The 26,690-nt window shown below is 69.5% G+C and carries 25 protein-coding genes and 1 pseudogene; 16 read left to right on the top strand and 10 right to left on the bottom strand.

The genetic code is table 11. The annotated features are described in order from the left end of the window. Positions 1-188: 188 nt before the first annotated feature. Complete coding sequence (locus tag AB0I79_RS60685; RefSeq protein WP_357894969.1) at positions 189-3,065, bottom strand: tetratricopeptide repeat protein; 2,877 nt, start codon at positions 3,063-3,065, stop codon at positions 189-191. A 97-nt stretch (positions 3,066-3,162) separates the two neighbouring features. Between AB0I79_RS60685 and AB0I79_RS60680 the strand changes: the two genes are divergently transcribed. Then, complete coding sequence (locus AB0I79_RS60680) at positions 3,163-4,365, top strand: hypothetical protein (protein WP_357894967.1); 1,203 nt, start codon at positions 3,163-3,165, stop codon at positions 4,363-4,365. Positions 4,366-4,788: 423 nt separating this feature from the next. On the opposite strand, the gene AB0I79_RS60675 is transcribed toward AB0I79_RS60680, so the two are convergent. Both AB0I79_RS60675 and AB0I79_RS60670 read right to left on the bottom strand, forming a co-directional pair. After that, the gene (locus AB0I79_RS60675) at positions 4,789-5,136 is read right to left on the bottom strand and encodes a hypothetical protein (RefSeq protein ID WP_357894965.1); all 348 of its coding nucleotides are present in this window, start codon (positions 5,134-5,136) and stop codon (positions 4,789-4,791) included. A 703-nt stretch (positions 5,137-5,839) separates the two neighbouring features. After that, the gene (locus tag AB0I79_RS60670) at positions 5,840-6,070 is read right to left on the bottom strand and encodes a hypothetical protein (RefSeq protein WP_357894962.1); all 231 of its coding nucleotides are present in this window, start codon (positions 6,068-6,070) and stop codon (positions 5,840-5,842) included. Here AB0I79_RS60670 and AB0I79_RS60665 point away from each other — a divergent pair. From AB0I79_RS60665 to AB0I79_RS60640, 6 genes and pseudogenes are all read left to right on the top strand, one after another. Continuing rightward, a complete protein-coding gene (locus AB0I79_RS60665; RefSeq protein WP_357894959.1) occupies positions 6,063-6,251 on the top strand; it encodes a hypothetical protein in 189 nt (62 codons plus the stop codon). The two genes, AB0I79_RS60670 and AB0I79_RS60665, sit on opposite strands and share 8 nt — an antisense overlap. Before the next feature lie 162 nt (positions 6,252-6,413). Next, entirely contained in the window at positions 6,414-7,547 is a 1,134-nt protein-coding gene (locus AB0I79_RS60660; RefSeq protein WP_357894956.1) for a histidine kinase, read from the top strand. Beyond that, positions 7,544-8,194 carry a response regulator transcription factor gene (locus AB0I79_RS60655; RefSeq protein ID WP_357894953.1) on the top strand — a complete coding sequence of 217 codons (651 nt, stop codon included), beginning with the start codon at positions 7,544-7,546 and terminating at the stop codon, positions 8,192-8,194. The genes AB0I79_RS60660 and AB0I79_RS60655 overlap by 4 nt, the downstream gene beginning before the upstream one ends. Positions 8,195-8,383: 189 nt before the next feature. Beyond that, positions 8,384-8,626 (top strand): annotated as a pseudogene (locus AB0I79_RS60650) (hypothetical protein); the annotation flags it as partial. Positions 8,627-8,737: 111 nt separating this feature from the next. Continuing rightward, on the top strand, positions 8,738-9,352 hold the full coding sequence (locus AB0I79_RS60645) for a hypothetical protein (protein ID WP_357894950.1): 615 nt from the start codon (positions 8,738-8,740) through the stop codon (positions 9,350-9,352). A gap of 357 nt (positions 9,353-9,709) precedes the next feature. Further along, entirely contained in the window at positions 9,710-13,210 is a 3,501-nt protein-coding gene (locus AB0I79_RS60640) for a serine/threonine-protein kinase (protein ID WP_357894948.1), read from the top strand. Between the two features lie 601 nt (positions 13,211-13,811). Here AB0I79_RS60640 and AB0I79_RS60635 read toward each other — a convergent pair. The 3 genes from AB0I79_RS60635 to AB0I79_RS60625 all read right to left on the bottom strand — a co-directional run bounded on the left by AB0I79_RS60635 (position 13,812) and on the right by AB0I79_RS60625 (position 15,661). Next, positions 13,812-14,204: an HIT family protein gene (locus tag AB0I79_RS60635; RefSeq protein ID WP_357894944.1), complete on the bottom strand. Its 393-nt coding sequence runs from the start codon at positions 14,202-14,204 to the stop codon at positions 13,812-13,814. A gap of 26 nt (positions 14,205-14,230) precedes the next feature. Continuing rightward, positions 14,231-14,476, bottom strand: coding sequence for a cupin domain-containing protein (locus AB0I79_RS60630; RefSeq protein WP_357894941.1), 246 nt, complete (start codon positions 14,474-14,476; stop codon positions 14,231-14,233). A 666-nt stretch (positions 14,477-15,142) separates the two neighbouring features. Next, complete coding sequence (locus AB0I79_RS60625; RefSeq protein WP_357894937.1) at positions 15,143-15,661, bottom strand: hypothetical protein; 519 nt, start codon at positions 15,659-15,661, stop codon at positions 15,143-15,145. 312 nt (positions 15,662-15,973) lie between these two features. On the opposite strand from AB0I79_RS60625, the gene AB0I79_RS60620 reads away from it, so the two are divergent. After that, positions 15,974-16,483: a GNAT family N-acetyltransferase gene (locus AB0I79_RS60620; RefSeq protein WP_357894934.1), complete on the top strand. Its 510-nt coding sequence runs from the start codon at positions 15,974-15,976 to the stop codon at positions 16,481-16,483. A gap of 422 nt (positions 16,484-16,905) precedes the next feature. On the opposite strand, the gene AB0I79_RS60615 is transcribed toward AB0I79_RS60620, so the two are convergent. Next, positions 16,906-17,601 (bottom strand): SDR family oxidoreductase, encoded by a 696-nt coding sequence (locus tag AB0I79_RS60615; protein WP_357894931.1) that lies wholly within the window; start codon positions 17,599-17,601, stop codon positions 16,906-16,908. A gap of 83 nt (positions 17,602-17,684) precedes the next feature. Between AB0I79_RS60615 and AB0I79_RS60610 the strand changes: the two genes are divergently transcribed. From AB0I79_RS60610 to AB0I79_RS60595, 4 genes are all read left to right on the top strand, one after another. Further along, a complete protein-coding gene (locus tag AB0I79_RS60610; protein ID WP_357894972.1) occupies positions 17,685-18,209 on the top strand; it encodes a TetR/AcrR family transcriptional regulator in 525 nt (174 codons plus the stop codon). A gap of 114 nt (positions 18,210-18,323) precedes the next feature. Continuing rightward, positions 18,324-18,539, top strand: coding sequence for a DUF1707 domain-containing protein (locus AB0I79_RS60605; protein WP_357894928.1), 216 nt, complete (start codon positions 18,324-18,326; stop codon positions 18,537-18,539). Positions 18,540-18,658: 119 nt separating this feature from the next. Next, the gene (locus AB0I79_RS60600) at positions 18,659-19,093 is read left to right on the top strand and encodes a hypothetical protein (protein WP_357894926.1); all 435 of its coding nucleotides are present in this window, start codon (positions 18,659-18,661) and stop codon (positions 19,091-19,093) included. A 538-nt stretch (positions 19,094-19,631) separates the two neighbouring features. After that, on the top strand, positions 19,632-20,372 hold the full coding sequence (locus AB0I79_RS60595) for a hypothetical protein (protein ID WP_357894923.1): 741 nt from the start codon (positions 19,632-19,634) through the stop codon (positions 20,370-20,372). A gap of 84 nt (positions 20,373-20,456) precedes the next feature. Here the strand turns inward: AB0I79_RS60595 and AB0I79_RS60590 are convergent, their stop codons facing one another. The 3 genes from AB0I79_RS60590 to AB0I79_RS60580 all read right to left on the bottom strand — a co-directional run bounded on the left by AB0I79_RS60590 (position 20,457) and on the right by AB0I79_RS60580 (position 23,677). Further along, positions 20,457-21,329 (bottom strand): SAM-dependent methyltransferase, encoded by an 873-nt coding sequence (locus tag AB0I79_RS60590; RefSeq protein WP_357894920.1) that lies wholly within the window; start codon positions 21,327-21,329, stop codon positions 20,457-20,459. Positions 21,330-21,360: 31 nt separating this feature from the next. Further along, a complete protein-coding gene (locus AB0I79_RS60585) occupies positions 21,361-22,986 on the bottom strand; it encodes an FAD-dependent monooxygenase (protein WP_357894917.1) in 1,626 nt (541 codons plus the stop codon). A gap of 82 nt (positions 22,987-23,068) precedes the next feature. Continuing rightward, positions 23,069-23,677, bottom strand: coding sequence for a TetR/AcrR family transcriptional regulator (locus AB0I79_RS60580; protein ID WP_357894914.1), 609 nt, complete (start codon positions 23,675-23,677; stop codon positions 23,069-23,071). A gap of 96 nt (positions 23,678-23,773) precedes the next feature. Between AB0I79_RS60580 and AB0I79_RS60575 the strand changes: the two genes are divergently transcribed. The 4 genes from AB0I79_RS60575 (at position 23,774) to AB0I79_RS60560 (ending at position 26,629) form a co-directional block, all read left to right on the top strand. Then, positions 23,774-24,142, top strand: coding sequence for a DoxX family protein (locus AB0I79_RS60575; RefSeq protein ID WP_357894911.1), 369 nt, complete (start codon positions 23,774-23,776; stop codon positions 24,140-24,142). A gap of 393 nt (positions 24,143-24,535) precedes the next feature. Further along, positions 24,536-24,715, top strand: coding sequence for a hypothetical protein (locus AB0I79_RS60570; RefSeq protein ID WP_357894908.1), 180 nt, complete (start codon positions 24,536-24,538; stop codon positions 24,713-24,715). Positions 24,716-24,799: 84 nt separating this feature from the next. Further along, complete coding sequence (locus AB0I79_RS60565) at positions 24,800-25,222, top strand: hypothetical protein (protein WP_357894906.1); 423 nt, start codon at positions 24,800-24,802, stop codon at positions 25,220-25,222. Between the two features lie 600 nt (positions 25,223-25,822). Further along, the gene (locus AB0I79_RS60560) at positions 25,823-26,629 is read left to right on the top strand and encodes a hypothetical protein (RefSeq protein WP_357894904.1); all 807 of its coding nucleotides are present in this window, start codon (positions 25,823-25,825) and stop codon (positions 26,627-26,629) included. The last annotated feature ends 61 nt before the right edge of the window (positions 26,630-26,690 follow it).

Genomic DNA, 26,690 nt, shown 5'->3' with positions numbered 1-26,690 from the left:
CGAAGTCCTCAAGACAGCCACGGACATCAGCCAGCTCCGCCGGAGTCATACGACGACCGTCTCACGAGGTCTCGACGTAACAAAGCACTACTAGGCGTTCCCTTCCGATCCATCGCGCCGGACAGCCCGGCGATCTTCACCGGGACACGAGTCGCTCGTCCGGCCACGCCGGTACCGCCTCGCGGGCCTCAGCCGAGGCTTTCGAGCGCGGCGGCGGCACGGCCGCGCTCGTCCTCGTCGCCGGTCTCGGCGGCGATCGCCAGCGCCAGCCGGTGCCGCTGCGCCGCCTCGCCGTCACGGCCCATGGCGCGCAAGGCCTCACCGATCGCGTTGAGGACACTCGCCTGACCGTACCTGTGCTTGGTCGACTGGAAGATCTCGAGCGCCTGCGCCAGGTGCCACAGGGACTCGTCGAATTTCGCCTGACGGCGCAGGGCGGTGCCGAGGTTGCTCAGCGCGGTCGCTTCCCCGTCGCGGTGCTCGATCTCGCGGAACAGGCTCAGCGCCTCGCGCAGTTTCGCGACGGCGAGGGTGTCCTCGCCGAGCGAGCTGTGGATGTGGCCGAGGTTGGTCAGGGCGATGGCCTGCCCGGCACGCTCGCCGAGCGCGGCGAAGATGTCGTGCGCGGCCAGGAAGTGCTGCGCCGCCTCGGTGTGCTCGCCGATCGACTCCTCGAGGTTGCCCAGGTTGGTCAGCGCCGCCGCCTGGCCGAAGGGGTCGTCGATCTCGCGGTAGAGCGCGATGGCCTCGCTGTGCCGGGCGGCCGAGCAGGCGAACGCGCCGAGGCGTTCCTCGATGATGCCGAGATTGGACAGCGAGCGGGCCTGGCCGTGGCGGTTGCCGATGCGCCGGCACAGCTCCAGCGCCTGGCTCAGCTCCTCGACTGCTGACGCGTACCGGCCGAGCAGCCGCAAGATGACCCCGGTGTTGGTCCGCAGATGCGCCTCGCCCTTCGAGTCTCCCATCCCCCGCGCGGCGTTGACGGCGCACTCGTAGATCGCCAGGGCCTCGGTGCCGTGGCCGGCCTCCAGGTAGCGGTGTAACGCGGCGGCGAGGGTGACCGCCCGCTCCGGCCGTCCCTGCCTGACCGCGTACTGGCAGATCGTGCCAAACGACGCCAGCTCGCTGTCCAGCCACGCCAGTGCCGCGCCCGGCGAGAGGGTGACGCCGCTGGGTTTGAGTGCGAGCCCGGCGTGCCGCCGGCTCGCGCTCCACCCGGGGTAGAGGGTGTCGCTCGCCTGGACGGCGGTCCCGCAGTAGTGCTCGAGCAGCCTGTCGATGGCCGCCTGCCGCTCGGCCTCGCCGTCCGTGGCAAGGCTCAGCTCGGCGGCGTACGCGCGCAGCAGGTCGTGGAACCCGTAGCGCCCCAAGGCGTCGCAGCGCAGCAGGTGCGCCGAGGCGAGCCGGTGCAGGAGCCGGGCGGCGCCGATCTCGTCGACGTCGGCCAGGGCCGCCGCGCAGGCCGGTGTGGAGTGCGGCGCCGGGTTCAGGCTCAGCAACCGGAACAGGCGCTGCGTGTCGGCGTCGAGCAGCTGGTACGAGCAGCCGAAGACGTGCCGGATCGCCGCCCCGCCGCCCGGGTCGAGCAGATCCAGCGGTCCGGCCTGGTGCAGCCGTGTCACCACGCCGGCCAGCGGCAGGTGCGCCTGCGCCCCGGCGTACTCGGCGGCCAGGCGCAGCGCCAGCGGCAGGCGGGCGCAGATGGTGGCCAGCGAGTCGACGCTGCCGGGGTCGGTGCCCGCCCGCTCGCCGAGCAGCCGGCGCAGCAGGTGGACGGCGTCGGGGCGGGGCAGCAGGTCCAGTTCGACGCGGTGGGCGCCGTGCAGGGCGACCAGGGTGGCCAGGCTGTTCCGGCTGGTGATCAGCATGAGGGTGTCGTGGGTGCCGGGCAGCAGGGGGCGTACCTGCTCGGCCGAGGCGGCGTTGTCCAGCAGCACGAGCAGTCTGCGCCCGTCGGTCTCGGTGCGCCAGCGCGCGGCCCGTGACTGGGTGTCGGCCGGGATGTCCTGATCGGGCACGCCGACGGCGGTCAGCAGGCGGCCCAGCGCGTCGTGCGGGGGCAGCGCGTGTTCGGCGTCGTCGCCGCGCAGGTCGAGGTGGATGCGCCCGTCGGGGAACAGCTCGCGGTTGTGGTGCCCCCAGTGGGCGGCGAGTGCCGTCTTGCCCACGCCCGCGGTGCCGCAGACGACCGCGATCCCCGGTGGGCGGCGGGCGTTGGCGGCGTCGAGCAGGGCCAGCTCGGCGGCGCGGCCGGTGAAGTCCGGCACCGGCGCCGGGAGCTGCCGCGGGATCCTCGGCGCGCCACGGCATTCCTGCTCCTCAAGCAGGTGCCGGTGCGCCCGTTCGAGCTCACCGCCCGGCTTCACGCCCAGTTCCTCGGCCAGCGCGAGGCGGGTGGCCTCGTACCGCTCGAAGGCGATCGTCCGCTGGCCCGTCGCCTGGTACGCGCGGATCAGCCGGGCCTGCACCGCCTCGTCGAGCGGGTTCGCCGCGCCCTGCGCCGCCAGCGCAGGGATGACCTCGGCGGCGTGGCCCGCCCGCAGCATCAGGTCGCAGTAGGACAGTTGCGCTCGGCGGCGCTCGGCCTTGAGGCCCCACACCTTGGGGTGGTCTTCGAGCGCCGGCACGTCGCACAGGGGGTCGTCGTCCTCCCACAGCCGCAGCGCCTCGCGGAACAGCGTCGCCGCCCGCGCCGGGTCGCCGTCGCTCTCGGCCTGGTGCGCGGCGGCCATCGTACGCCGGAAGCGCAGCAGGTCGAGGGCGACCTCCGGCAGGCGAAGCAGGTAGCCGTCGCCGACGGTGGACAGGACGCCGTCCTGGTCGCGCGGGCTGTGCCGCGGGTCGAGCAGGCGGCGCAGGTGTTTGGTGTGGGTCTGCAGCACGTTGACCGCGCTTGACGGCGGCCGTTCGCCCCACAGCGACTCGATCAGTTCCCGGCGGGTGGTCAGCTTCCCAGCGTTGAGCGCCAGGACCCCCAACATCAGACGGCGGGCGGGCGGCCCGGCATCGACCTCGAGGTCATCGTGCCACACCCGCAGGCGGCCGAGCACCTGGATGACCAGCACCGCCACAGTGTAGCTGCGGTGTTCAGTAAACTTCCAGAGCCTGTCCAGAGGCTGGTGTTTTTCTTCGCCCGACGTACTTCCACGAAGGGAGTAACACGTGGCCAGATGGACAGCGGGGATCGCGAGCGTCGCTTTAGGGCTGTCAGCCCTGCTCGTGCCCACCGCCCCGGTGACAGCGGCACCGGACAGGCCCGCACCGGAACCCGCCGTCGCCCAGGAGTGCGGCGCCGACCTCAAGCAGCACGCGGCGAAGCTCGCCGCGGCCGGGAAGTCCGGGACCGCATCCTGTGTGCGCAAGCAGGTGAGGAAAGCCGGCTCGGTCAAGCCCGGCGTCGGGATCGCCGCCGACATCTGCGGCGGAAGGTCCACGCAGACCCGGACGGCCGCATGCGTGGTCGAGGACGGTATCACGCTCATCTTCACGGTGCCCGGCGGGGCCGTCATCGGCTCGATCCAGTACACCGTCTCCAGCTTGACGACCGTCCACTACGATTCGCTGAGCTGGAGCCAGTCGTGGCACTACCAGGCCAACTCCGTCTCCGGCCCGGCGATCCCGGCGGTGCTCGACACCTTCGTCTACGCCGAGCCGGAATGCTTCGCCAGTTGCACGGTGTCCGTCCCCGCCACGGCCGGCGGGTCGGCGCTTCCGGGCCGCGCCGTCTCGATGACCGTGCAATTCACCAGCCCGCCCGGTGGCTACAAGTGGGGTGCGCACGGTGGGATCGAGTTCTGGTCCGCCAACGCGGCGTGGGTCAACCCGACGACAAACCGCTTGACCACGGCGCCGGCCGTGCATCGCTGTGACGACGCGCTGCCCGGTTACCCCAAGGGCTGCGTCTACGACCAGGTGCGCCCGGTGCACGACGTCCTGTCGTATCGCTATCCGGCCTATGCCTACCACCTCCAGCTCGCCATCGTGCATTTCAAGATGCCGGACGTCCTGACCAGGACCCAGAACCAGACCCTCATCGACAACAACTACGCCACGGCGTGCCCGCCGGGGTACCCCAAACCCCCGACTCCGGGAACCTGGTCCTGTGACGAGTACCCCTTCAAGTCCACCTACAACGGCGCGTACTCCCAGCCCTACGGCCGAAACATCTTCATCCTCAACATCAACGGGAACAGTTTCAGCTGCAACGCGTCGTGGCTGCCGGTCCGCGCCCGTACCGACTCCGGCGGCTACAGCGTCTGCCTGATTCCCTTGGCGGAGAACGCTCTCGGCGGATCCGACCTGGGCGCCTTCTACTACAAGTCCCGGGTCCTGGACGGGGATCAGTTCCAGGTCCGCGTCATCTGACCACGATCGGGCAACTTGCCTGGCAACACACCGCTCCACCGGCTCCGGGGGCGCGAGTTGCCAGGCAAGTTGCCCGAGCCTGCTCGGCCGCGGAGCCCGCCGACGACGTGCGCCGCTCGCGCGGGCAGGCGATGATGGTGCGCGGCGTCGATCCGGCGGCGCGCAGCGGGCCCGCGACCCGCTCGGTCAGGGCCCGAAGCTCGGCATCCCACGACATCACGAGATGGTAGGTGAGCGAACAGATCACTCACCGACTATGCGCCAACTACGCCCCGCATTCTCTATGAATACCAAGATCTACAAATGTAGTACAGGCCCCGCATGAACCATTGTTCATGCGGGGCCTGTGCGTGCCGCCCACCGTCACATGCCCACCCGTACACGACAGCGCCGCTACGTTGGGCAGGGCGTGAGGCTACGGGCTCAGTGCGTGTAGCGGACGGCGCTTTCGTTCTCTTGTGTCTTGTGCTCGGTCCATTGGAAATCACTACCAGTGACCGTTGCCAGGCCATTGGAGTGCCTCCAGTCGAGCAGCGTGCCGTTGTACTGACGGGCACGCACCCAAGCATGCCCGGAGCAGCTTCCGTTCGAGGCCTTCTCCGTGTGCGCGTAGTTATGTTCGCTGCGGAAGTGGTATGTGGTGCCACAGCTCCTGGTCTTGTTGCCGGTCTGCACATGCGCCGACGCCGGGCCAGCGATGACGAAGGTTCCCGCCGTCAGGAGGGACGTGGCCAGAACGAACGCGCCGGCGGTACGGGTTGCGTGTTTCATTGCTACTCCATTCCTGGCCTCAACATCTGGCTGAGGCCTTAGGGTTCTTTGGAGGCGATTGGTGTGGGTTGAAATCATGGAAAACTGTAGACAGGTAAACTAGGGTATAGGCGTTGCATGTTCTCCAAGACGCAGTCCGCTAGATCGCGCTGCTTGTCGGCTGGTAAACTCTGCAACAGTTCGTGCGGAGACCGAATGCCGGTAGGCGCTTTCACGCCCCGGCCCGCCAGGCACGCCCGCGTGGATTTAAGAAGCTCCGGTGCCATCTCCGGCGGATGGGATGCGGCATACCTGGCCTCAACCGCGTCCAGGTGCTTGCTGCGGCAAGTATCAACCGCCCTGGTAAGTTCGTCGTCAGGCATCCCAGGAGCCGGGAAGGAGAGGATGAATCGCTGCTGGTTAACCGGGTCCCAGCCTGAATTCACGAGCTCTATTCTGCTGTCGGATAAACATCGTCCGAATATGTCAATGGCTTTTTTTAGTTCTTCCTGGGTGGTGGGTGGTTGTCTCGGTCCCTGACTTAGCCCGGCCGAAGAACCTCCGGTGCTGAATGAAAAACACCCAGCGGTCACAGCTGCCAGTAAAGGCGCCAACACCTTAGTCCGAGTTAATATGCCCACAGAAAGTCCCGCTGCTGGATACTGGACCGCACGCATGATGAGCCTCAAAGGGTTTGAAGAATCAGAGGGTGTGTCACGCGCCGCTAAACGAGCAGGTCACACCGGTCGGCGGGTGCCTGATGGCTGGGGAAGTCAGCCCAGAAGAACGTCGGCACGATGGTGTAGATCACGGGCATTCCTCCCGAGACCGCCTGGACCTGGTCGAAGAGCTTCCCCATCTCCGCCCGGTTCGCCGTAAGGAACCAGACGAGCAGGTCAATGGTGAACTGAACGGTGCCAGCTGCGATACCGAGCAGACCGAACGCCGTGATCACGCCAGCGGCCTGCCGTTTCCTCGCCCGGCGCGGCCAGTTCGAGGACGAGGGGGACGAACAAGGCCTGGGAGGCGAGGAAGACGAAGTCACCTATCGTCCAAGCGGGCCGAGCCCGTACGAGCCCGTCGGGCATGTAGACGGCGCCGAAGGACAGGACGAGGACCGGGGCGAGGACGAATGAACTTTTGAGCGAGCTTCATACCGACCAGAGTCGGCTCTCAGACGCGAGATGGGATCACCGCCGGGGGCGATCCTACTCCTCGCCCCCGGGAGGGAGATGCCTGCCCGGAAGTCCCTCGCACCGGCGATGTGCTCGGGCGGGTTGCTGTGGTTTCTTGTTGGGATGGCGCTTTTGGACAGACTCCGTGCGCTGCCGCCCGCCCTGGTCGATGTCGCGGTGACCGCCGGGGTGCTGGCCGCGCAGCTGGTGCCGTTCACGGCGGCGGTGCGGCAGTGGCCGAGCGCGCTGCTGTTGCAGGTGGTGGCGGCTTCGGTGCCGCTGCTGCTGCGGCGCAGGTTTCCGCTCACGGTGATGTTCGCCGTCACGTTCGCGATTCCGTTCTACGACATCATCGGGGGCGGGCCGAACCAGCCGATCTGGTACGGATGGATGGTCGCGATCTACACGGTCGCCTACCGGTCTCCGCCGCCGCATCGGCTGGTGGCCATCGTGGTCACGGCGGTGGGGCCGTTGTTCCTGCCTGTGTCGATGGACACCTACGTGCGCGGGCTGGCGACCTGGCTGGCCGCCTACGCCCTGGGCCGTGTGGCGGTCCTGACCCGGCAGCAGGCGCTCGCCCTGCAGGAGCGGGCGATGCGACTGGAGCGGGAGCGGGAGCTAGCGGCCGAGCGGGCGGCCCAGCGCGAGCGCGCGCGGATCGCCAGGGACATGCACGACATCCTGGCCCACGGTGTCAGCGTCATGGTGGTCCAGGCGGAGTCGGGCCCGCTTGCCGTACGCACCCGGCCGGAGCGGGCAGAGGCGGCGTTCGACGCGATCGCCGCCAGCGGCAGAGACGCCATGGGGCAGCTGCGCCGGATGCTCGGGCTGCTCCAGGAGACGCAGGGATCGCTCGATCCACAGCCCACGCTGGACCGCATCCCCGAGCTGGTTAGCCGGGTCGCGCAGGCAAGTCTGGTCGAGACGGGCACGCGGCTGGAGCTGCCGCACGACGTGGAGGTCGGCGTCTACCGCATCATTCAGGAATCGCTCACCAACGTCGTCAGGCATGCCGGCGCCAGGTCCGCGCAGGTCGTTCTCGCCTGGGAGAAGGACGCGCTGCGGGTCACCGTGACCGATGACGGCTGCGGGCCGCGCTGCGGCGGCGAGGGCGGCGAGGGCGGGCAGGGGCTGATCGGCATCAGGGAGCGGGCCGCGGCGTGCGGCGGGACCGCCTCGTTCGGCACCGCCCCTTCGGGCCGGGGTTTTCAGGTTTCGGTACGCTTGCCCACCCCGGCCTGTGAGGCGACCGGATGACGATCAACGTGGTGGTGGCCGACGACCAGGAGCTGGTGCGCAGCGGATTCGCGCTGATCCTGGACACCCAGCCGGACATGTGCGTGGTCGCCGAGGCGGGTGACGGCTTTGCGGCGATCGAGGCCGTGCGCGCGCACCGGCCCCAGGTGCTCCTCCTCGACATCCGGATGCCGCGAATGGACGGCATCGATGCGGCGCGGGTGGTGTGCCGGGAAACGGACACGCGCGTCCTCATGCTCACCACTTTCGACCAGGACGACTACGTCTACGACGCCCTCCACGCCGGGGCGAGCGGCTTCCTGCTCAAGGACGTGCGCAGGGACGACCTGGTGCACGCCGTCCGGGTGGTGGCGGCCGGCGAGTCGCTGCTCGCGCCCACCGTGACCCGCCGGCTGATCGACGACATGGTCTCCAAGCGGCCCCGCAAGACACCCGTCGGGCTCGACCTCCTCACCGCCAGGGAGCGGGAGACGCTGTTGCTGGTCGGTCGCGGCCTGTCGAACGCGGAGATCGCGGCGGCGTTCGTGGTCAGCGAGCACACGGTCAAGACCCACGTCAGCAACCTGTTCGCCAAGCTGGCGGTCAGGGACCGAGTGCAGGCCGTCATCGCCGCGTACGAGTCGGGCCTGATCCTGCCGGGCGGCTGAACCGGGGTCTTCGGGGTCGAGGAACGTGAGCTGACTCAACACTGTTGGTGTGCACTGCCCTGACCCGCTCGAACTCCCCGTACCGCTAATGACTGTCCCCACGTTCCTCGACCCCGGGCCCCGGCCGTCCGCGATCGGCGCCGGGGGAGTCGTAGTAGACCTTCCTGATCTAGCGGCAACTCCTCCCTCAACGCCGAATACGTGACCGTGCGGAACAACACCAGCCGGAGCATCCAGATGGAGAAGCGGATCCTCCGCGACCGCACCGGCTACAAGTTCTGGTTCCCCCGCTTCATCCTCCGCCCGGGCAAGTCGGTGACGATCCGCTCCGGACAGGGACGCGACACCTCCACCACCCTGCACTGGGGCGGTCCTGGTACGTGGGGAACAACACCGGCGACGCCGCAGGCATCTACAGGGCCAGTGACTTGAGGCGAATCGACCTCTGTTCGTGGGGCAGCCGCGGCGACTACACCTATTGCAGGTAGAGGCTCCGGCACACCTGCCAACGGCAAATCGGCGACGCAAAGAGGGGAACGGCGAATGACCAACATCAACCGTCGCACCGCGTTACGTCTCGCTGCAGGTACATCAATCGCCGCGATCAGCGGGCTGGGCGCCACCGCTGCGCCCGCCCACGCCGCACAGCACCTGTGGGGCACCTGTACCCGCTGCCGGATCCTGTGGTTCACCGGCAACGACACCCGAGGCGGCTGTCCGTCAGGCAACATTTTCGACGGCGGACACCACTTCGTCGGGATCGACTGGGTCGTGAAGACCGTCGAGGACGGCGGCGCAGGACAGCATCACTGGCGATGGTGTGCGTGGTGCCAGGTGCTGTGGTTCAATGGCGGAACCGGCGAAACCGCCTGCCCATCCTCCCCAATCGGCATGCACTCCGCGATCGGGCAAGTAGTGGTAGGCCAACCCATCCCCACTTCGGGCCACTACGTGCTGGAGGACATCGACCATCGGGATGCGCCTGGCGGCAACCCCGACTTCCGGTGGTGTTTCAAATGTTCAGGGCTGTGGGACTCCAGCAACAGCCTGTACACCCGCAACGTCTGCCCGCGCGACCATCAGCCGCACAGCCTCTCCGGGAGCGGCCACTACGTTCTACGTCCATTCGGCAGCACCCGAGTACCTTGGTCGTCCTGAGGTGTAACCAGGCCAGAAGCAGCACCCAGTACCGCCCCTGTGAAGGAGGCGAAGCGGGGCTTCGCTTGCTGCACCGCGCACCCGGTGCGGCTGTGCGCGGGCTGGCTGGCCGTGGTCGGACCTGACCATATCGGCGTGCGGCTCAGCATCGTCGAGGGCAGTCTGCCGCCTGAAGCCGTCAAGCCCGACCCCCGTACCTGGCCGCTGCCGCCATCTGATCGCCGACAGATTCGACCTCGCCGGAGCACGCTGGGGCCGAAGCCGTCCTGAAACTTCGCGCCAGACGCGATGTTCGGCACCCACAGGCGAATCGTCCGCAACTTTCCCAACGGTGCCCGCATCCAACGAGCCGTGCATATGTTGATCGACGGGGACCCGCAACACCTGGGAACGTATTGGCTGGCCGGGCGGCTCGGCGCGGGTGGTCAGGGAGTGGTCTACGAGGGCTACGCGGAGGACGGCACCCGTGTCGCGATCAAAGTGCTGCACAGCGGCCAGGTCGCCGAGCTCGCCAAAGAGGCCACGGCGGCCCAGCGGGTGGCCTCGTTCTGCACGGCGCGGATCATCGAGGCCCGGCTCGACGGGCCCCGGCCGTACATCGTCAGTGAGTACGTCGGGGGTCAGAGCCTGCGTGCCGCCGTCGCCGCAGGCCGCCGCTTCTCCGGCGGCGACCTGCACCGGCTGGCGACGGCGGTGGCCACGGCGCTGACCGCCATCCACGACGCCGGGGTGGTCCACCGCGATCTCAAGCCCGACAACGTGCTGCTTGGACCGGACGGGCCGCGCGTGATCGACTTTGGCATCGCCAGGACGGCCGACATGTCGCTGACCGAGACCGGCCTGGTGAAGGGAACGCCGACGTACATGGCTCCGGAGGTGTTCATCGGCCACCGGGCCGGGATGCCGGCCGACGTGTTCGCGTGGGGCGCGATCATGTTGTACGCGGCGACCGGCGTGGACCCGTTCGAGGCCGACAGCCTGGGCGCCGTCATGCACCGGGTCATGTCCGCCACTCCGGACCTGAGCGCGCTTCCCGCCCCGTTGCGTCCGCTGGTGGCCGCCGCGCTCAGCAAGGAGCCGCTGCACCGGCCCCGTGCACGCGAGTTGCTGCTCGGCCTGGTCAGCGGCGGCACGGGCCTGGACCTTCGGCATCTGCTGGCCGAGGGAGGCAGGGAGGCGTCCGGGATGGCCGCGGAGGCGGGCGATCCGGCGCTGGGCACGCTGGCCGAGGACGCGTACGCCATGCTCAACGCCGACGAGCGCGAGCTCGCGCCCGAGGTGTTTCTGAGGCTGGTCACCGTGGGCGAGCACGGCGACCTGTCGGGGCGCAGGGCCGAGCTGGCCGAGCTGCTGGAGGGCAGGACCCCGCCCGAGGTCTCCTCGGTGACCCGGATCCTTGAGGTGTTCGCCTACCTGCTGGGCCGCGACGACGAGGAGGTCTGGCTGGCCCGCCCGGCATTGCCGCGCGCCTGGCCCCGCTACCGCCGCTGGGTGGAGACGAACCGGGACGGGCTGGCCGTGCACCGGGAGATCCTGACCGCCGCCCGCCGCTGGAACCGGTCGGGCCGCAAGGACGGCGACCTGTTCCAGGGCACCGTCCTGGAGGGCGCCCTCCAGTGGGCGGCCACGGCCCGCAGGAACATCACCTTTTCCCTGGCCGAGCGCGACTTCCTGGCCGCCGCCGCCACGCTGACCAGGCGCAGGACCAGGCGTGACCGGCTGGTCGCGCTGAGCCTGGCGGGGCTGCTGACGATCGCGCTGGTCGCGGGTGGCCTGGCGGTGCAGCAGGGAAGCCTGGCCGACGAGCGGGCCGAGCGCATCTCCGCACAGCTCGACGAGGCCGAGGCAGCGCGGCTGGCGCAGCTCGCGGCCACCTACCGGCAAAGCGATCCGCGCCTGGCCATGCAGCTCAGCCTGGCCGCCTGGCAGTTGGACCGGACGCCGCAGACCAGGACGGCGCTGACGACGTCGCTGGCGCAGCGCGAGGTGGCGGTGTTCAAGGACCCGGCGACGGCGGCCGGCACGCTACGCATCCTGGGCGCGGACGGCCGGACGATGGCCAGCGTGGGCGGCGACGCGGTACGGCTCTGGGACGTGCGCACGGGCAGATCCGCGGGCGGCATCGCCAAGCTGGGTCTCGGCGGCGCCGGCCCGGTCGCCGCCGCGCTCTCCCCTACCGGCCGCCGCCTGCTGATGGCGACCGGCGAGCAGGCCGGGGTGTGGGACCTGCGGACGGGCCGGCGGATCGCGGTGTGGCGGTTCGGCCGTGAGGTCGGGGATGGCCTGAACCTGCAGTACGACAGCGTGGACAGGTACGCGGTGGTCCGGATCGGCGGCGGCGACCGTCTCTGGGACGTGGAACGGAACCGCCGTACCAGGACCGACGCCACGCTTGGCCCCATGACGCCATCGGGTGAGGCCGTCTACTCCTACCCGTCGAGCCCGCTCACCCGCATCGACCGGCTGCGCGTGCCGGACCTCGCCAGGCAGTCGACCTTCCCGCTGGACGACCGGTGCGACCTGTGCGAATGGCCGCTCGCCGGCGCCCCGGACGGCCGCTCGCTCGCCGTGGCGGTGAGCGACGGCCTGCGGATCCTCTCGCCCGCGGACGGCTCGGTCCTCGGCACGATCGGGCAGGACGGCGTCGCCTGGAACCGGGGCGAGCCGACCTTCAGTGCCGACGGCCGACTGCTCGCCACGGCCACCCACGACGACATCCAGGTATGGCAGCCGGACGGGCAGTTCCTGACGAAGGTGACGTTGCCGGAGGGCCTGCCGGAAGACTTCGCGAGTGTCCCCCCGGTCGCCTTCGACGGCCACGTGCTGCGCTATCTGACCGAGGACCGTGTCGTCACCGTGGACCTCGCCGACCTGGTGCAGGACGCGCGGGGGCGGTCCTGGTCGGAGGCCGCGCTGACCTCCGGCCGCCTGCTAGCGACCGAGGACCTCGAGAAGATCCATCTGACGACGCCCGGCGGGGCGCCGGGCACGCCCCTGCAGCGCCGGGCCGGGGACGACGCGGTGGGCGCGCTCGCCCTCAGCCAGGACGGGCGGCTGGCCGCCGTCGGCGGCTCCCGGACGATCTCCGTACTTGACACGGGCACCCGGCGGGAGCTGGCCAGGCTGACGCCGTCCGGGTTCACCGACACCGATCATGTGGTCTTCAGCCCCGACGGAACCCGGCTGGCCACTGTGGTGGACGAAGCAGACTCCGGCATGTACAGGCTGGGAATGTGGGACTGGACGGCCGGTCGCCTGCTGTGGTCACAGCAGGTGCGTGAGGTTCATGACGTGAAGTTCGCTCCGGACGGCAGGACCCTGGCGGTGGCCACCGACGCGGAGCGCCTCTACGAGGTCGCATCGGGCGAGCCGATGGGCGAGCCGTTCGGCGGCAGCGGCCAGGGGATCATGCTCTCGGCCGCGGTCTTCACTCGTGACGGCAGGTCGATCGCCATCGTGGACCTGGGCGGGCGCATGACCGTCTACAACGTGGCCACGCGCCGCCCGGCCGGAGAGGCGATCAGGGGGAACCTCGCGGGAGCGGCGGTCAGGTCACCCCGCGAGGACGTCGTCGCGGCGAGTACCAGGGACGGCCGGGTACGGCTGTTCGACCTGGCGCGGAAGGCGTCGCTGGGTGAGTTGCCCGACGGCAACCGGGACGGCGTGCAGGCCCTGGCCTTCACCGCCGATGGCTCGAAGGTGCTGGTGCTGAACGGCGCGGGTACAGTGCGTGAGCAGCCCGTCGAGCCGGGCGCGGTGGCCACGGCGGTGTGCGCCCGCGCGGGGAAACCACTGAGCACGGCAGAGTGGGCGCATTACGTCACAGGTGCCGCCTATCGCGCGACCTGTGCTCAGTAGCGGCCGAACATGCCGCGGCGGCGTGCGAGCGTTCGAGCCGGTCGAACAGGATCACCCCCGGCTCCCGCGATGATCAGCGGCTGGGCCGTTCGGAGCGTGGTGCCCTCACCTGTAAGCACCGCGGCCAGCGTGGGTGCAGCAGGGCTTCGGCCGCTGTTTCCGCGAAGGCGGAACTGACCATCCCAAGCAGTGCCTGGGAGTCGAGCAGCAATCCCCGGCTGCCGTCGGTGACGAACCGGGACGCGCCCATGCCCAGACCGGTGATCCCGGCGGCATGGGCGACCCGATTCCCCGTGGGTGAGGCCGTAGAAGGTGCCTCGCCTCTTCCTCGTCGTCCGTCTGGTCGGACGCGAGGCCCGGCGTACGACTGCGTCAAGGAAGTGGGGCGAACAGTGGGGCCGTTCAACACGGGGATGACGCCAGGTCGTCGGCGAGCCCTCTTCCATGACGGACAACTGGCTGGCAGGTGAGTCATACGTGGCCTGGTACGGGTTGACCGTGAACACGCCGGGCCACCGCTCGCGCAGTCGCAGGGTCAAGGGACGGTGCCCGGGGAACTCGAAGATGTGCAGATAGGACAGGTCGGTGCGCAGCTCTGCAATCAGGGGGCGGTCTCGGTGTATTCGCGGCGCGACGGGATGACCGCGCGTACGCCGCCGCGCGGGTTCTCGACGTCGCCCGTGCGGCGCGGGATCAGGTGGGTGTGGGCGTGGAAGATCGACTGGCCGGCCGAGGTGCCGCAGTTCATGCCGATGTTGAAGCCGTCGATGCTCGCGTCCTCGCGCATCAGCTCCTCGCGGATGACGTGCAGGGCGGCCCGGGTGTCCTCCGCCTCGGCGGGGGACATGTCGAAGAACGTCTCCACGTGGCGGGTGGGGATGACCAGGTAGTGGCCCTCTGTGACGGCGTAGGCGGACAGGAAGTAGGCGACGGTGCCGAGGGTGCGGACGTCGCGCTCTTCTCCGCTCAGGATCTCGCAGAACGGGCAATCCATGGACGGATCTTGCCAGATCGATCCGGTCAGCGTTCGGCGGGGTGGAAGTCGTACGGCTCGGAGTCGTACACGTAGTAGACGCAGTCGGCGCCCGGGGCGCACTTGCCCCAGTGGACGGCCTTGGAGGGGTAGTAGAGGTAGTCGCCGGCGCCCACCCGGTAGGTCTTGTGCCCTTCCACGTGCCACAACATGACCCCGGATACGCCCACGACGTGCTCGGGGCTGGTTTGCCAGTGCGGGGAGAACGGGGTGCCGGCGTTGAGGGTGAACATGGCCTCCGAGAGCCGGTCTTCGGGTCGCCCTTGAGCTGGACGAAGGTGCAGCCCTCCAGCCCTTCGCAGGGTGAGCCCTGCTCCTTGTGGGAGTGGTAGAGGGGCCGGGAGGGGCCGGAGTCGGCGAGGGAGCCGGTCGGCCGGTCACCACGACGGCCAGCGCACCACCCGCTTCCAGCGGACTGGTGCCCAATCCCGTCGCTGCTGCACAGGCTCGGTACGGGCCGGCCTGGCAGTCCGTGATGGACCTGGCCGGGGCCATCAGAACGGCGCAAGCGGAAGCACAAGCCCTAGAGGAACAGGAGACCGGCGCCGCGTCCGACGACGCCACCGGCTCGGGCGAGGACGTTCCGGCCTTGCTCGTGGAGATCGAGCAGCACCCATTCCCCGTCTGGCCAGACGGCCCGCAGCTGAAGGAGTGGCCCACGCCGCCGAGCGCCCCTGGGTGACCAGGTGTCGGCGTGGTCCCTGGGGCCCGCACGCCTGGCCGACCGATTCGGCCCGGAGCTCCTATGGCTGCGGCGGGCCGCCACTCGGTCGGCCGCACAAGCACCGCACGCCCTGGCGCAGGGGTGTGGGGTGCTGAATGCGGTCCGCGAAGGCCTCGCCGGGGGCGCGAGCCACGCGGGAGACCCCGTTTCACCTGGGATGACGGACCTATCGGGGTTAGGAGGCTTTCGTGCAGGGGTACCAGGACGACGTGCCGTGGATGGAGCGGCTCGACTCGTCCTGATCCCACCCGGTCACCGGGCGGCCGGTCAGCTCCTCGATGGCGGCCGCAGCGGCGGCCTTGGCGCCGGCGACGTTCCGGGCCGCGATGGTCCCATCACGGCCGAAGCCGTCCACCTCGATCACGCCGTCCGGGCCTTGCAGGCACCACTCGCCGTCCTCGCGCCACAGGCACAGGTCGTCGTCGTGCCAGCCCCGCCCCACCGGCCCAGGGATGGCGGGGCCGGCCGAGACGTCTTGCGGGACGTCTGGGACGTCTGTGGGGACGTTCTCAACGTCCTGGCGGCCGGCCTGACGGTCGCGGGCGTCCTGCAGGCGGGCGTGGCGGCGCTGGGCGGCGCGGCGGTCGCCCACGCGCAGCACCGGCGCGAGCGCCTCCCAGGTGACGCCGGCGTCGCGGGCCGCGGCGATCAGGTCGGGCTCGACGTCGGCCAGCCAGTCGCGCAGGTTGGCCAACAGGGTCAGCGCTGCCAGGGCCTCATCGCCGGAAGGCCGGGCGTCGTCGAACCGGCCCGGGCTGGTCAGTTGTGAACGTTGGTGATCTTCCCGGCGTCGTGCGTGGCGTGCCCGGAGGGCACGAAGCGCGTGTTCGGTCTCTCCTCGATCAGGAAGCGGCGGGCGTCGTACCGAGGCAGACCAAGTACGTCGGAAAGGGGCAGCGACCAGTTCCTTCCAGGAGAATGAGCTGGTCAGCGATACGGGGTTGGGAACACCGTCCACCGGTAAACGCGTTGCCAGGCTGCTGTGTCACTTGACATCCTCACACCGGTGATCGATGCCCATCGCCCCATCAAGGCCACCGTCGCGATCCCGGTCACCGTCCGCGACCTCCTGCCCCGCGATCTGCCCGCGTGCACATGGTCGGGTTCGGCCGGCCACCTGCGCCACGTGGAGCGGGCGTTGACGCGCGCCGCGAAGGGAGAGGTGGACTATCTGGCGGTATGCACTCCTGTGAACCTGCCAGTCGCCATCGGTGGCGTCGACTACCGGCTCAGTGTGGGGGCCGGTACCCTGTGGCAGCTCGCCGTGCTTCCGGCGCTCCAGTCCCGTGGCCTGGGAACGTTGCTGATCCAGGCCGCCGAACAGCGCATCGGTAACCGCGGCCTGGACAGGGCGGAACTCGCCGTCGAAGAGGACAATCCTCGAGCTCGCGCTCTGTACGAACGTCTGGGCTATGTCGCCTACGGCCGAAAGCCGGAAGCCTGGGACGAGGAAGCGCCGGACGGCTCAATCCATCGCCACGAGACCACGTGCGTTCTCATGCGCAAGAATCTATGAGCCGAGAGAACCTCACACAGGCAGGTCCGGCCAGTTCTAGCAGTTCAGCAGCCCACTGTCCCTTTCTCTCGTACTTGGTCTGCCCTCGATGAAGCTCCTGCAGCGCCTGCCGCCGGCGGCGGCGTTCGGCGGAGCGTCGACTCCGGGGTCGAGGAACGTGGGGCCAGTCATTAGCGGTGAGATGGATCATGGTGCGGATGGTCGCCGCGACCTGCTGAAACACTAGAGATCTTGTGATCGCGCCGGGCTATCCCGCCATGTTCGGGCCGAAAGCTGACTCAACACTGTTGGTCGTGCACTGCCCTGACCCGCTCGAACTCCCCGTACCGCTAATGACTGTCCCCACGTTCCTCGACCCCGGATGAGCCGGTTGGCCAGCTCCAGCCCGAGACCGGAGGTCGCACCGGTGACCAGGATCGTCCTCATGCCTTCAGCTTGCCCCCGCCGTCGACGGTGAGGACCGTGCCCGTGGTGAAGGCGTTGCCGACGACGAAGGCGATCGCAGAGGCGATGTCGGCCGGCTCGGCCACACGGTTGAGTGGCGAGGCGGCGGCGAAGCCCTTCATGGCCTCGGCCCGGGCCGCCTCGTCCAGCCAGCTCCACCACTCGGTGTCCACCACGCCCGGCGACACCGCGTTCACTCTGATCGGCGCCAGCTCCACGGCCAGGCCGGGGACGACGGCCTCGATCGCACCGTTGATCGCTGCCAGCCCGCTGGAGCCGGGGAAGGCCGCGCCTGCCGAGGCGGCGGCGACGAATGTGATCGAGCCGCGCTCCGACAGTGCCGTCGCCGCTGCCTTCGCGGTCAGGAAGTGCGGGATCAGCTTGTCTTCAACGGCCTGGCGCAGCGCGTCCGCGGTGATCGCGGAGAGCGGCCCGGCGGCCTGGCCGCGCCCGCTGACATTGATCACCACGTTGTCAACCGGGCCGATCCGGTCGAAGAAGTCGCGTGTGGCCTGCTCATCCCTGGCGTCCACGACGTAACCCGCGCCAACGGTCTCCTTGGCTGCTTGCTCAACCCGCTCGGGAGTGCGCCCGGTGACGATCACTTCGTGGCCCTGCTCGCTCAGCAGCTTCGCGGTGGCCAGGCCGACGCCGGTGGTTCCGCCAATGATCACAGTACGCATTGTCAAGACCTTCTTTCGAGTCACCTTGCCTCGAAACTATAAATCGAGGCATTGTGTCTTGTAAAGTGGCGGCCATGGTGGGCAGACCGAGGAGCGAAACGTCCAGGCGTGCGATCCTGCGCGCGGCCCTGGATCTGTGCGAGCGCGACGGTTATCAGAACGTCACGTTGAAGGGCATCGCGCAGGCTGCGGGCACCGGCAGGCAGACCGTCTACCGCTGGTGGCGGACCAAGGCCGAGGTGATGATTGAAGCGCTGACCGTGTTCGTCGAGGCGCCCACGGGCAGTGAGGACCTGCGCACGTTCCTCCTTGAGACCTTCCGGCTGAGCGGTGGCGCGGTGGGCGGTGTGGTCGTGGGCCTGATGGCCGACGCGCAGAGCGACGAGGCGTTCGCCGTACGCATGCGCGGGTTCATCGACTCCCGCCGACGGGCGCTGCGTGCCGTGCTCGCCAGGACACTTTCCGCGGACGTGGACCTGGAGCTGGCGGTCGACATGGTGTTCGGCGCGATGTGGTACCGATTGATGAACCGCCACGCGCCTGTCGACGAGTCACTCGCCGACGATGTCACCGCGATGCTTGCCCGGCTATCGTCGTGATATGAACGAACGCCGCGCGACGTGGTTGGCCAAGCTCACCCAGGTGGGCAGGAACTGGCGACCGACTGAGCCACGGCTCGCCGGACGGAAGGCAGCGGGCAGGAACCACGCGAGGTGCGCGCGTCCGACGTCGACCGCGACCGGGTCGCCCCGGTGCTCAACGACGCGCTGGCGACGGACAAGTTCGAGGAGCGGCTGACCGTCGTCTACTCGGCCAAGACCCTCGGCGAGCTGGCCGGGTTGACCGGCCGCTGGGTGGTGCCCGTGGAGCTGTCAGTCACCGCCGCGTTCGGCAAGACCAGGCTCGACCTGCGCGACGCCACTCTGTAGGAGATGACGCCCGCTACAGATAGCACCCTATTATCTGTCGCATCGCTGATCACGACCTGCGGTAACGGACATGGGCCGCTTCGTGAAGCGGCCCTGTTATCTGCGGCAAGGAGGACGACGTGCCCGTCGTGACACCGCTGCCGGCCGCCCACCACCTTCTGACGGTCCGCGCCGCGGCCGGCGTCGGCAAGACCGCGGTCCGGCTCGGCGAGCACCGCCCGCTCGCGGCGGTGGCCGACGACGAGGTCGGCGAGGCACTGGAGGCGTTGTGGGGCGGCGCGGCCGTCAACACCTGGAACGCCCGCCGCGCCGCCATCTTGTCCTGGCTGACCTGGTGCCGCGAGCACGGCCACACCGCACCCGCCGTGCCCGCCTGGGCCAAGCGGCTGGCCGCCCCCGACAGCCAGACCCCCGCCCGCTCCACGACCGCGATCGACCGGCTCATCGCCCGCCGCGACATCGGCGTCCGGGAGAAACCCTCTACCGGCTCCTGTACGAGACCGCCGCCCGGGCCGAGGAAATCCTCACCCTCAACATCGAAGACCTCGACCTGACCGCCCGCCAGGCGCGGGTCAAGGCCAAGGGCGCCCGCGCCAAGACCCGCCGCCGCGGCCAGGCACGCGAGGACTTCGTGCTGGAGACTGTCTTCTGGGACGCCGGGCCGCCCGGCTGCTACCCCGCCTGCTCAAAGGCCGCACTCACGGCCCGGTCTTCGTCACCCACCGCCGCCCCGGCCCCGGCAAGGTCGTCAGCCCTCGCGACGTCTGCCCTGACACAGGCCTGGCCCGCGCCCTGCTGGACGAGCACACCGCGCTGAGCGGTCCCGGCATGGGGTGGGGCCTGCACGAATTCCGCCATTCGACGCTGACCCACCTGGGCGAGGCGGGCGCGAGCCTGCTGATCGAGAACCCCGTCCCGGTGCCAGTGCTCGTGCCGGTCAGCGCCTGAGACACGCTCGCGTACCCCGCGCTGCAAGACTGGCTGGTCAGCCGACTGGAACAGGACTATCCGGCCTTGAGGACTCCCGACCTTGGCGCTGGCGCCGCCGCCGCCCTGGTCCATGGTGGTTACGTCCTGCCTGTCCTGGACGGCTTGGACGAGGTCGGCGAATACCAGCGCGTCTCCATCTTGACCGCCCTCAACAAGCCGCTGGGCGTGCACGGCCAGCTCATCCTCACCAGCCACACCGCCGAGTTTCGTGCCGCAGTCGGCCAGACCGGACGGCCGCTGACCGCAGCCGCCGTCATCGCTCCCCGCGCGCTTACTCGCCAGGAGGCAGCCACCTACCTGAGCGACTGCCTGCCCAGCTCACCATCCCCGGCTTGGCGGCAGGTCCTGGACGTACTTGTCCAAGGCCAGGCCCGTGGGCTGGCGGACCTCACTTCAACCCCACTAGGGCTATGGCTGATCCGCACCGTGTATCTCACACCGGGCGCCGACCCCAGCCCGCTGGCCGACCGACTTGGCAGCGACGCCGCCGCGCTGCGCTCTCACCTGCTGGATCGGCTCATCCCCACGCTTATCGCGACGCGTCCACCCTGTGGCGATCCGGGCGGGGGATACCGCCCCAGCCGGTACTGGAATCCCGAAGCCGCCCACCGCTACCTGGTCTGCTTGGCTCGTTTGTTTCCCGCGGCCGAAACGCGTGACATCGCCTGGTGGCGCATCGCCTATAACATCCCCCGCATCCGCGCGCTCCTGGGAATCGCTGTTGGGCTCGCAACGATGCTCGTTGTGCTGATCTCGGGCATGCTCGTCTTTCAGAGCGTGTCCTTAACCGGGTTGCCTTCGCACTCGGCGTCGGGCCAGTCCGAAGATCAGGGTCGTGCTTGAGATGCTCGATGGGCCGAACGCGGCAGTTGGTGTTGACGCAAAGGGGCGGACTCGGTCTCGATGGCCAGCACGTCGAGGGGCCTCTTAGCGAGGTTTCGGGAGGTGTGCCGTGGCCAGCCAGCCCCGGCCGGCGTCGGCGCGGGCAGGATCGAACGCGGGTGGAATCGGGCGTTCGCAGGCGGCCGCGGCCTCGGCAATGTCCGTCACGGCGGGCTGCCAGCCGCAGCGGGTAAGCCAGGCGTCGAGGTTCTCGGTGGGGCCGCCGCGCCACAGGTCGACGAGTTCGGCGGAGATGCCCGCGCGGGCGCTGCGGAGCAGCTCGGAGTCCTTCATGTGATCCAGGGCGAGCATGCTCGCTGGGGCGGACAGGGTGGTGATCCGGTCGAGGAGCAGGTCGGCGGCTTCGGGCGGGAGCGCGTACAGGATGCCCTCGGCCAGCCAGGCGGCCGGCAGCCCCGGGTTGAAGCCGGACTCCGCCAGCGCGCGCGGCCAGTCCTGGCGCAGGTCGGTGGCGACCTCGACGCGGTGGCACGCGGCAGTCGCGCCGCGGCCGTCGAGCACGGCTGCCTTGAATGCGAGCACGTCGGCGAAGTCCAGCTCGAAGATCTTGGTGCCGGGCGGCCAGGCGAGCCTGAACGCGCGGGCGTCCATGCCGCACGCCAGCAGGACCACCTGCTCGCACCCTCGTTCGGCGGCATCCAGTAGCGCGCGATCGAGGAACTGGGTGCGGACGGCGACCTGCTCGGCCATGACCTGCAGGAAACGTGCGGTCGCCGGAGAAGGCCCGGCGGCCCACGGGGTGGACGCCGGGGCGACGGCCTGGAGGAAGTGCCGCGCGTAGGGGTCGTCGAACAGCCGGTCCGGTCGGCTGCTCTCTCGGGCGCGCAGGAGAGCCACGCCCAGGGCGGTCGCGCCGATTCCGGCCAGGCTTTTGGGGGCGGTCGGTTCTTGTGTCACGGGGTTGTCCAGTTCCTCTTCACATGCGGTGTCACGGGCGGACGCCCAGGGCACGGAAGTAGTCGCTCACGGGTGCGAAGTCGACGCTGTCGCCGCGGTACCCGACGTACTTGTCCGGGCGGATCAGGTACAGGCTGGGGCGGCGCACGCCGTAGCGGTTGTGGGCCTCGCTGCGCAGGTCGGCGAAGACTCCGTCCATGGGGTCGTGCGGCAGATGGCCGCGGGTGATGACATGGACCTCGCCGTGCCCGGCCATTGCCTTGCGTGCGGAGGCCTGCCAGGCGGCCAGCGTGGCGGAGTCCGTCGTGTCCGCCGCGAACAGGACGAGGTGGTGGCCCGGCGTCCCGAGGAGGTGCCGGAGTGCCACCGGCCCCTCACGGTTCTCGACGTAGACGTCCCGTACCAGCTCGCCGGCTTCCGGTCCGGTACAGGCGACGTCGCTCCACGCCCTGGCCTGTGACTCGTGCCAGCGTTCAAAGACGAGGTCACTGTCGCGGTAGTGGACGAGGTGTTCGCCGAAGGCGTTCGACAGCCGCTGCTGTACGGGATTGAGCCTGCCGAACAGGCGCAGCGCGTGCCGCCTGGCCCTACGGGCGACCAGGGTGGTGCCGGTTGCGACCTTCGTGGTGGTCGAGGTCGCGTCGACCACGGCCTTGACCACGGGCCAGCGTTCGGCCTCGTAGCTGTTCAGGAGGGACTCCTCGGCGTGCCCGGTGACGACGAGCGCGAGTTTCCAGCCCAGGTTGTAGGCGTCCTGCATGCCTGTGTTCATGCCCTGACCGCCCACCGGGCTGTGGCTGTGCGCGGCATCGCCGGCTAGGAGGACCCGGCCCTGGCGAAGCCGGTCGGCCAGGCTCTCGCGGGCCACGAAGGACGAACTCCACTGCAGATCGCGTACGCGAGAGTCCAGAGGCGTGCGTTCGGCGACGTAGGCGGCGAAGTCGTCCAGCCCTGGGTTCTGCGGCGGTCGATCGTCCGGCGTGCTGGCCAGGATGCGCCAGTAGCCCCCGGTCATGGGGAAGACGGCCACCAGGCCAGAGGTGTCGAAATAGACGTGGAAGCGGTCCCGCGTGAGCGGCCAGTCCACCGCGACGTCGCCCAGGATGAAGCCCCGCTTCAGGTCTGATCTCGCCCGGGTGATTCCCGCCGTTTCACGCACGGTGCTGTGTGCACCGTCGGCGCCGATCAGCCACGCGGTTTCGCACCGCTCGCCGGGGCCGTCCCCATGCCGGAGTTCCACGCTGACGCCGTGCTCGCCGGCCTGATGCCCGACCAGGCGGGTCTCCCATTCGATGACGACTCCGAGCTCCTCGGCGCGCTCGCGCAGCAGCGCGACCGTCTGCCACTGCGGGATGCACAGGTCCAGCGGGAACGGGGAGTCCACGGCTGTCACGTCCATCTCGGCCAGGGTCGTCGTGCCCTGGTAGAAGTTCAGTGTGTGCAGCGGGACGCCTCGTTCGATGGCGGCGTGGGCCAGCCCGAGATCGTCCAGCATCTCCAGCGATCTGGCCACGATCGACACCGCCCGGCTCTCCCGGTGGTCCGCGCGCCCGGCGTCGATGATCCGTGGGATCACTCCCCGCCGTGCCAGGTCGATGGCCAGCACCAGGCCGGTCGGCCCCGCGCCGACGATGAGAACGTTTGCTTTCGTTGTCACAAACCCGCCCCCTTAGAACGAATGATCGTTCTTTCAGGAGAGCACGGTTGAGCCGCGACAGTCAAGAGCGAATGTTCGTTCTCTATCGGGTGACCTGCGCGGGCGCCGACATCAGGGCTCGCATGCCGTTCCTGAAGGCCGCCGAATCCGCGTGGCCGTATACCGCGCGGCGCACCAGGAACCCGTCGACCAGAGCCATCAGGACATCGGCCACCTGCTCGGCAGGGACGTCGGCGGGAAGCAGCCCGCGCTGCTGATGCCGCGCCACGAGGCTGCCGACCACGCCGCGGGCCTCCGCCATGACCTCCTTCAGTTTCGTGCTCAGCGACGACGATCGCAGCGCCTCCGACCAGACCTGGACCAGCAACTGGGCCGACTCCTGCGATCCGGACAGCGGCGGGCGTTCGACCCCCAGTACGAGATCGACGATGTTGTCCAGATCCGGCGGCCGCGCGCCGTCGTCCGCCTCGAACGCCGACGCGACCTCGGCGAGAGCCTCGGCGGCGGTCGCCGCGATGATGTCGTCCTTGCTCTTGAAGTAACGGTAGACGGCCCCGGCCGACAACTCGGCCTCGGTCAGCACGTCCTGCATGGACGTGGCATGGAAGCCGTTGCGGATGAAACAGTGCCGGGCGGCGTCCAGGATCTGGCGGCGGCGGGCTTCGAGGTGCTCCTTGGGCATGCGTGCCATGGGATCACAACGTAGAACGAACATTCGTACTTGACAAGTTTGCCACCTCTCTCTAAAAAAAGGAATGTTCGTTCTCTCTTCGTGGAAGGTCGTACCATGGCGTATGTCGCCAACGCACTGAGCGCTCTGGTCGCTCTCGTCTTCCTGCTCGCCGGTGCCCAGAAGGTCCTGCTACGGGATCCCGTGACGGCCAACCTGCTCAGGCTCGGCGTCGGCTCGACGATGACCCGATCGATCGGCACCCTGGAGATCGCCGGCGCGCTCGGGCTCGCGGCCGGCCTCTGGCTCAAGCCGCTCGCTGTCGCGGCCGCGGCCGGCCTCACGCTGCTGTTGATCGGTGCAGTTGGCTTCCACCTCCGCGCCCGCGACTTCGCGCACCGGCGCCACCGCTCCCACGCCGTGGCGCCCGTGGTGCTGGCCGTGGTCACCGGAACAATGATGGCCTTGTTGCTCGCGACTTCCTGAGCGAAGAGCGCGGTGACAGCACCGCTCGCTTGGGCCGCATGGAACTACCCGCCGCCGAATCCGCCGCCAAGCCCCAACGGCTCGCTAACGCCACCGGCCGGTCGGTTGCGGCTCGCCCTCCTTAGATACCCCACACTCGCCGCCTACAGGGCGACCAACTCGGCGAGGACTGCGACGAACGGCGATCACGCTCGTTTGGGGCTCATGACACGTTTCTTACCCTCACCCCAATCTCAGAGGGCTCCCGGGGCAGCCTGAACGGTCGCGTGCCGCGATGGTCACCCACGTGGTGAACCCGCCGATGATATGCGGGATGATCTGAGAAGCGTTACCCCAGCTCGCCTTCCTGATCGGCTACCGTCCCTGTCGGCAGCGTTCAGGCCTCCGATCTTGTTGAGCGGCGTCGGAGGCAACACTCTCGGCCGGGCCGTTGTCGATGCCGAGGGCGTCAACCTGCCGGTGCGGCCCGCCGAGGCCGTCAACGCGGTGCGGCGCGCGGTACGCGACGGCATCGCTGCGGTCTGGGGACGCAAGCGCGTTCCCGAGGCCGACGACGGTTCCGTCCGCACGTGAGCCTGGCTTACGCGCACACTAGCGGCCGTCGCCTGGCACCCATCCAGGACGTGCTCGCCCGGCACACCGACGTGGTGTCGGCCCGTGCTGACCAGCGCCTGCCTCCTTGACCTGCACCGTGACGACGGCTTCTACCAGGGGAAGCTGCTGCATCGATCCCCGTTCGGCGCCCGCAGGGTCAGCAACTCCAACGGGCGGCTGATGCGGGGCATCGACCGGAGCCACGGCACGCTGTTGCTGACGGCCGATGCACTGCTTCCAATCTCGCCGCAGACCGTCGCCCGAGGGGCGATCATCCGGTTCACTACGCGGGAGCGCGGCCAGGCCCCGGCGCGCGCCTGCGACGCCGCCACAGTGCGCGGCACCGGCCTTGAACGGCGCTGTGAGCTACCGCATCGCACGTCCGCGGCTCCCGCGTGTACTCGATCGATCAAGGCTGCGGCCTGCTGCATTGATCACTATCCCTTCGCCAAGCCGGTACGCGCCATGACCCCCGAGGGTCTGTGAGGTGTGGCTGTGTCTCCCGCTCCGCTCGTCCTCCGCGGTTGGCGCCCGAGGGACGCCCGAGCGGTCACGGATACGAGGGAACCCGCCAGGAGGACGGCCACGCCAGACCGGCGGTGTTCGAAGCCGAGAGCGGCTGTCGCCGAGCGGCAGCGTAGACCCGCGCCAGGCGGACAGCCGCGGTCGTGGGCGAATAGGCGAACGTGAGCACCGTCCGGTCCGGTTCAGGCTGGTACGTCCACCAGATGACACCGGCGCCGCACCGGGCAGTCACTCCATGCCAGAGCGACACGACGACTTCTGCGCCCAGAGGCACCTGGTAGGCGGTGAGGGTGTGGCCTTCGGCCAGAGCGCGGCACAGCTCGGACGCCAGGTGTGCGGCGAGCGCTGGCACCGTGCCGCGTGAGCCGCCAGGAGGGGATGGCATGAACCCCAGCGAACCGCGTGCGATCGGTCATGGGCAGGGGTCACACTGGTACACACGCGGATATCCCCAGCAGGAGCTGCGCCCGGGAGGCAAGCGCGATGGACACGGACCCGGCCTGGGCCGGGCGCCTGCGCGCGCAACGGCGGCATCCTGATCGGAGGTGGAGTCTGGCCGAGATGGCCCGCGAGCTGCGCGCCGCCGCCTCCCGTCGAGTGCCACCCGTGCCGGTCGCGCATCCCGAGAGCCTGCGGCGGCAGATCCGTGGCTGGGAGGCTGGCCAGCACCGTCCGAGCGAGCCGTACCGCATGCTCTACGCCGACGTGTTCGGTCTCAGCGAAGAGGAACTCTTCGACGTGCCGGCACCCGCCCCGCTCCTGGAGGACCGGCTACCGGATCTGACCGGTCTGCCAGAGATCGAGGGCGTCGTGGCGCGGGTCATGGCCCGGACCGGTCGCCGGCTCGGTGCCGCCACGGTGGCCGCACTGCAGGCACGCGCTCACGCGCTGCGTCTGGCCGACGATGTGCTGCCTGGCGGGGACCTGGTGGAGGTGGCCAACCGGCAGCTGGACCAGGCCGTGCTCCTGCACCGGGAAGGCAGCCACCCGGCGAGCGTAGGGCGGGCGCTGCTGTGCCACGTCGGTGAGATCGCCCAGGTTGCCGGGTGGATCGCCGCAGACGCCGGCGATCCGGCGGGCGCTGAGCGCGCCTACCAGGTCGGCCTCAGCGCCGCCCATGAGGGCGGAGATGCGGCCCTTGAGTCCAATCTGCTGGGCTCGCACGCCTACCTGCTCACCGGCGACGACCGCACCCGCCGGATGGCTCTGACGCTGGCCGAGGCCGCGACGACCACCGCCGCCGCCTCGGGATCGGCGCACGCTCGGGCGCTGGCGTGGGACCGGCTGGCGTGGGTACACGCCCGGATGGGCGCCGCCGCGCAGGCCGCCCGCGCCCTAGTAGTGCTTTGTTACGTCGAGACCTCGTGAGACGGTCGTCGTATGACTCCGGCGGAGCTGGCTGATGTCCGTGGCTGTCTTGAGGACTTCG

It is taken from the genome of Nonomuraea sp. NPDC050202, from assembly GCF_040656115.1.
Taxonomy (GTDB): Bacteria; Actinomycetota; Actinomycetes; order Streptosporangiales; family Streptosporangiaceae; genus Nonomuraea.
The sequence above is the reverse complement of the archived record's forward strand: the minus strand, read 5'-3'. Positions and strand labels throughout refer to the sequence as shown.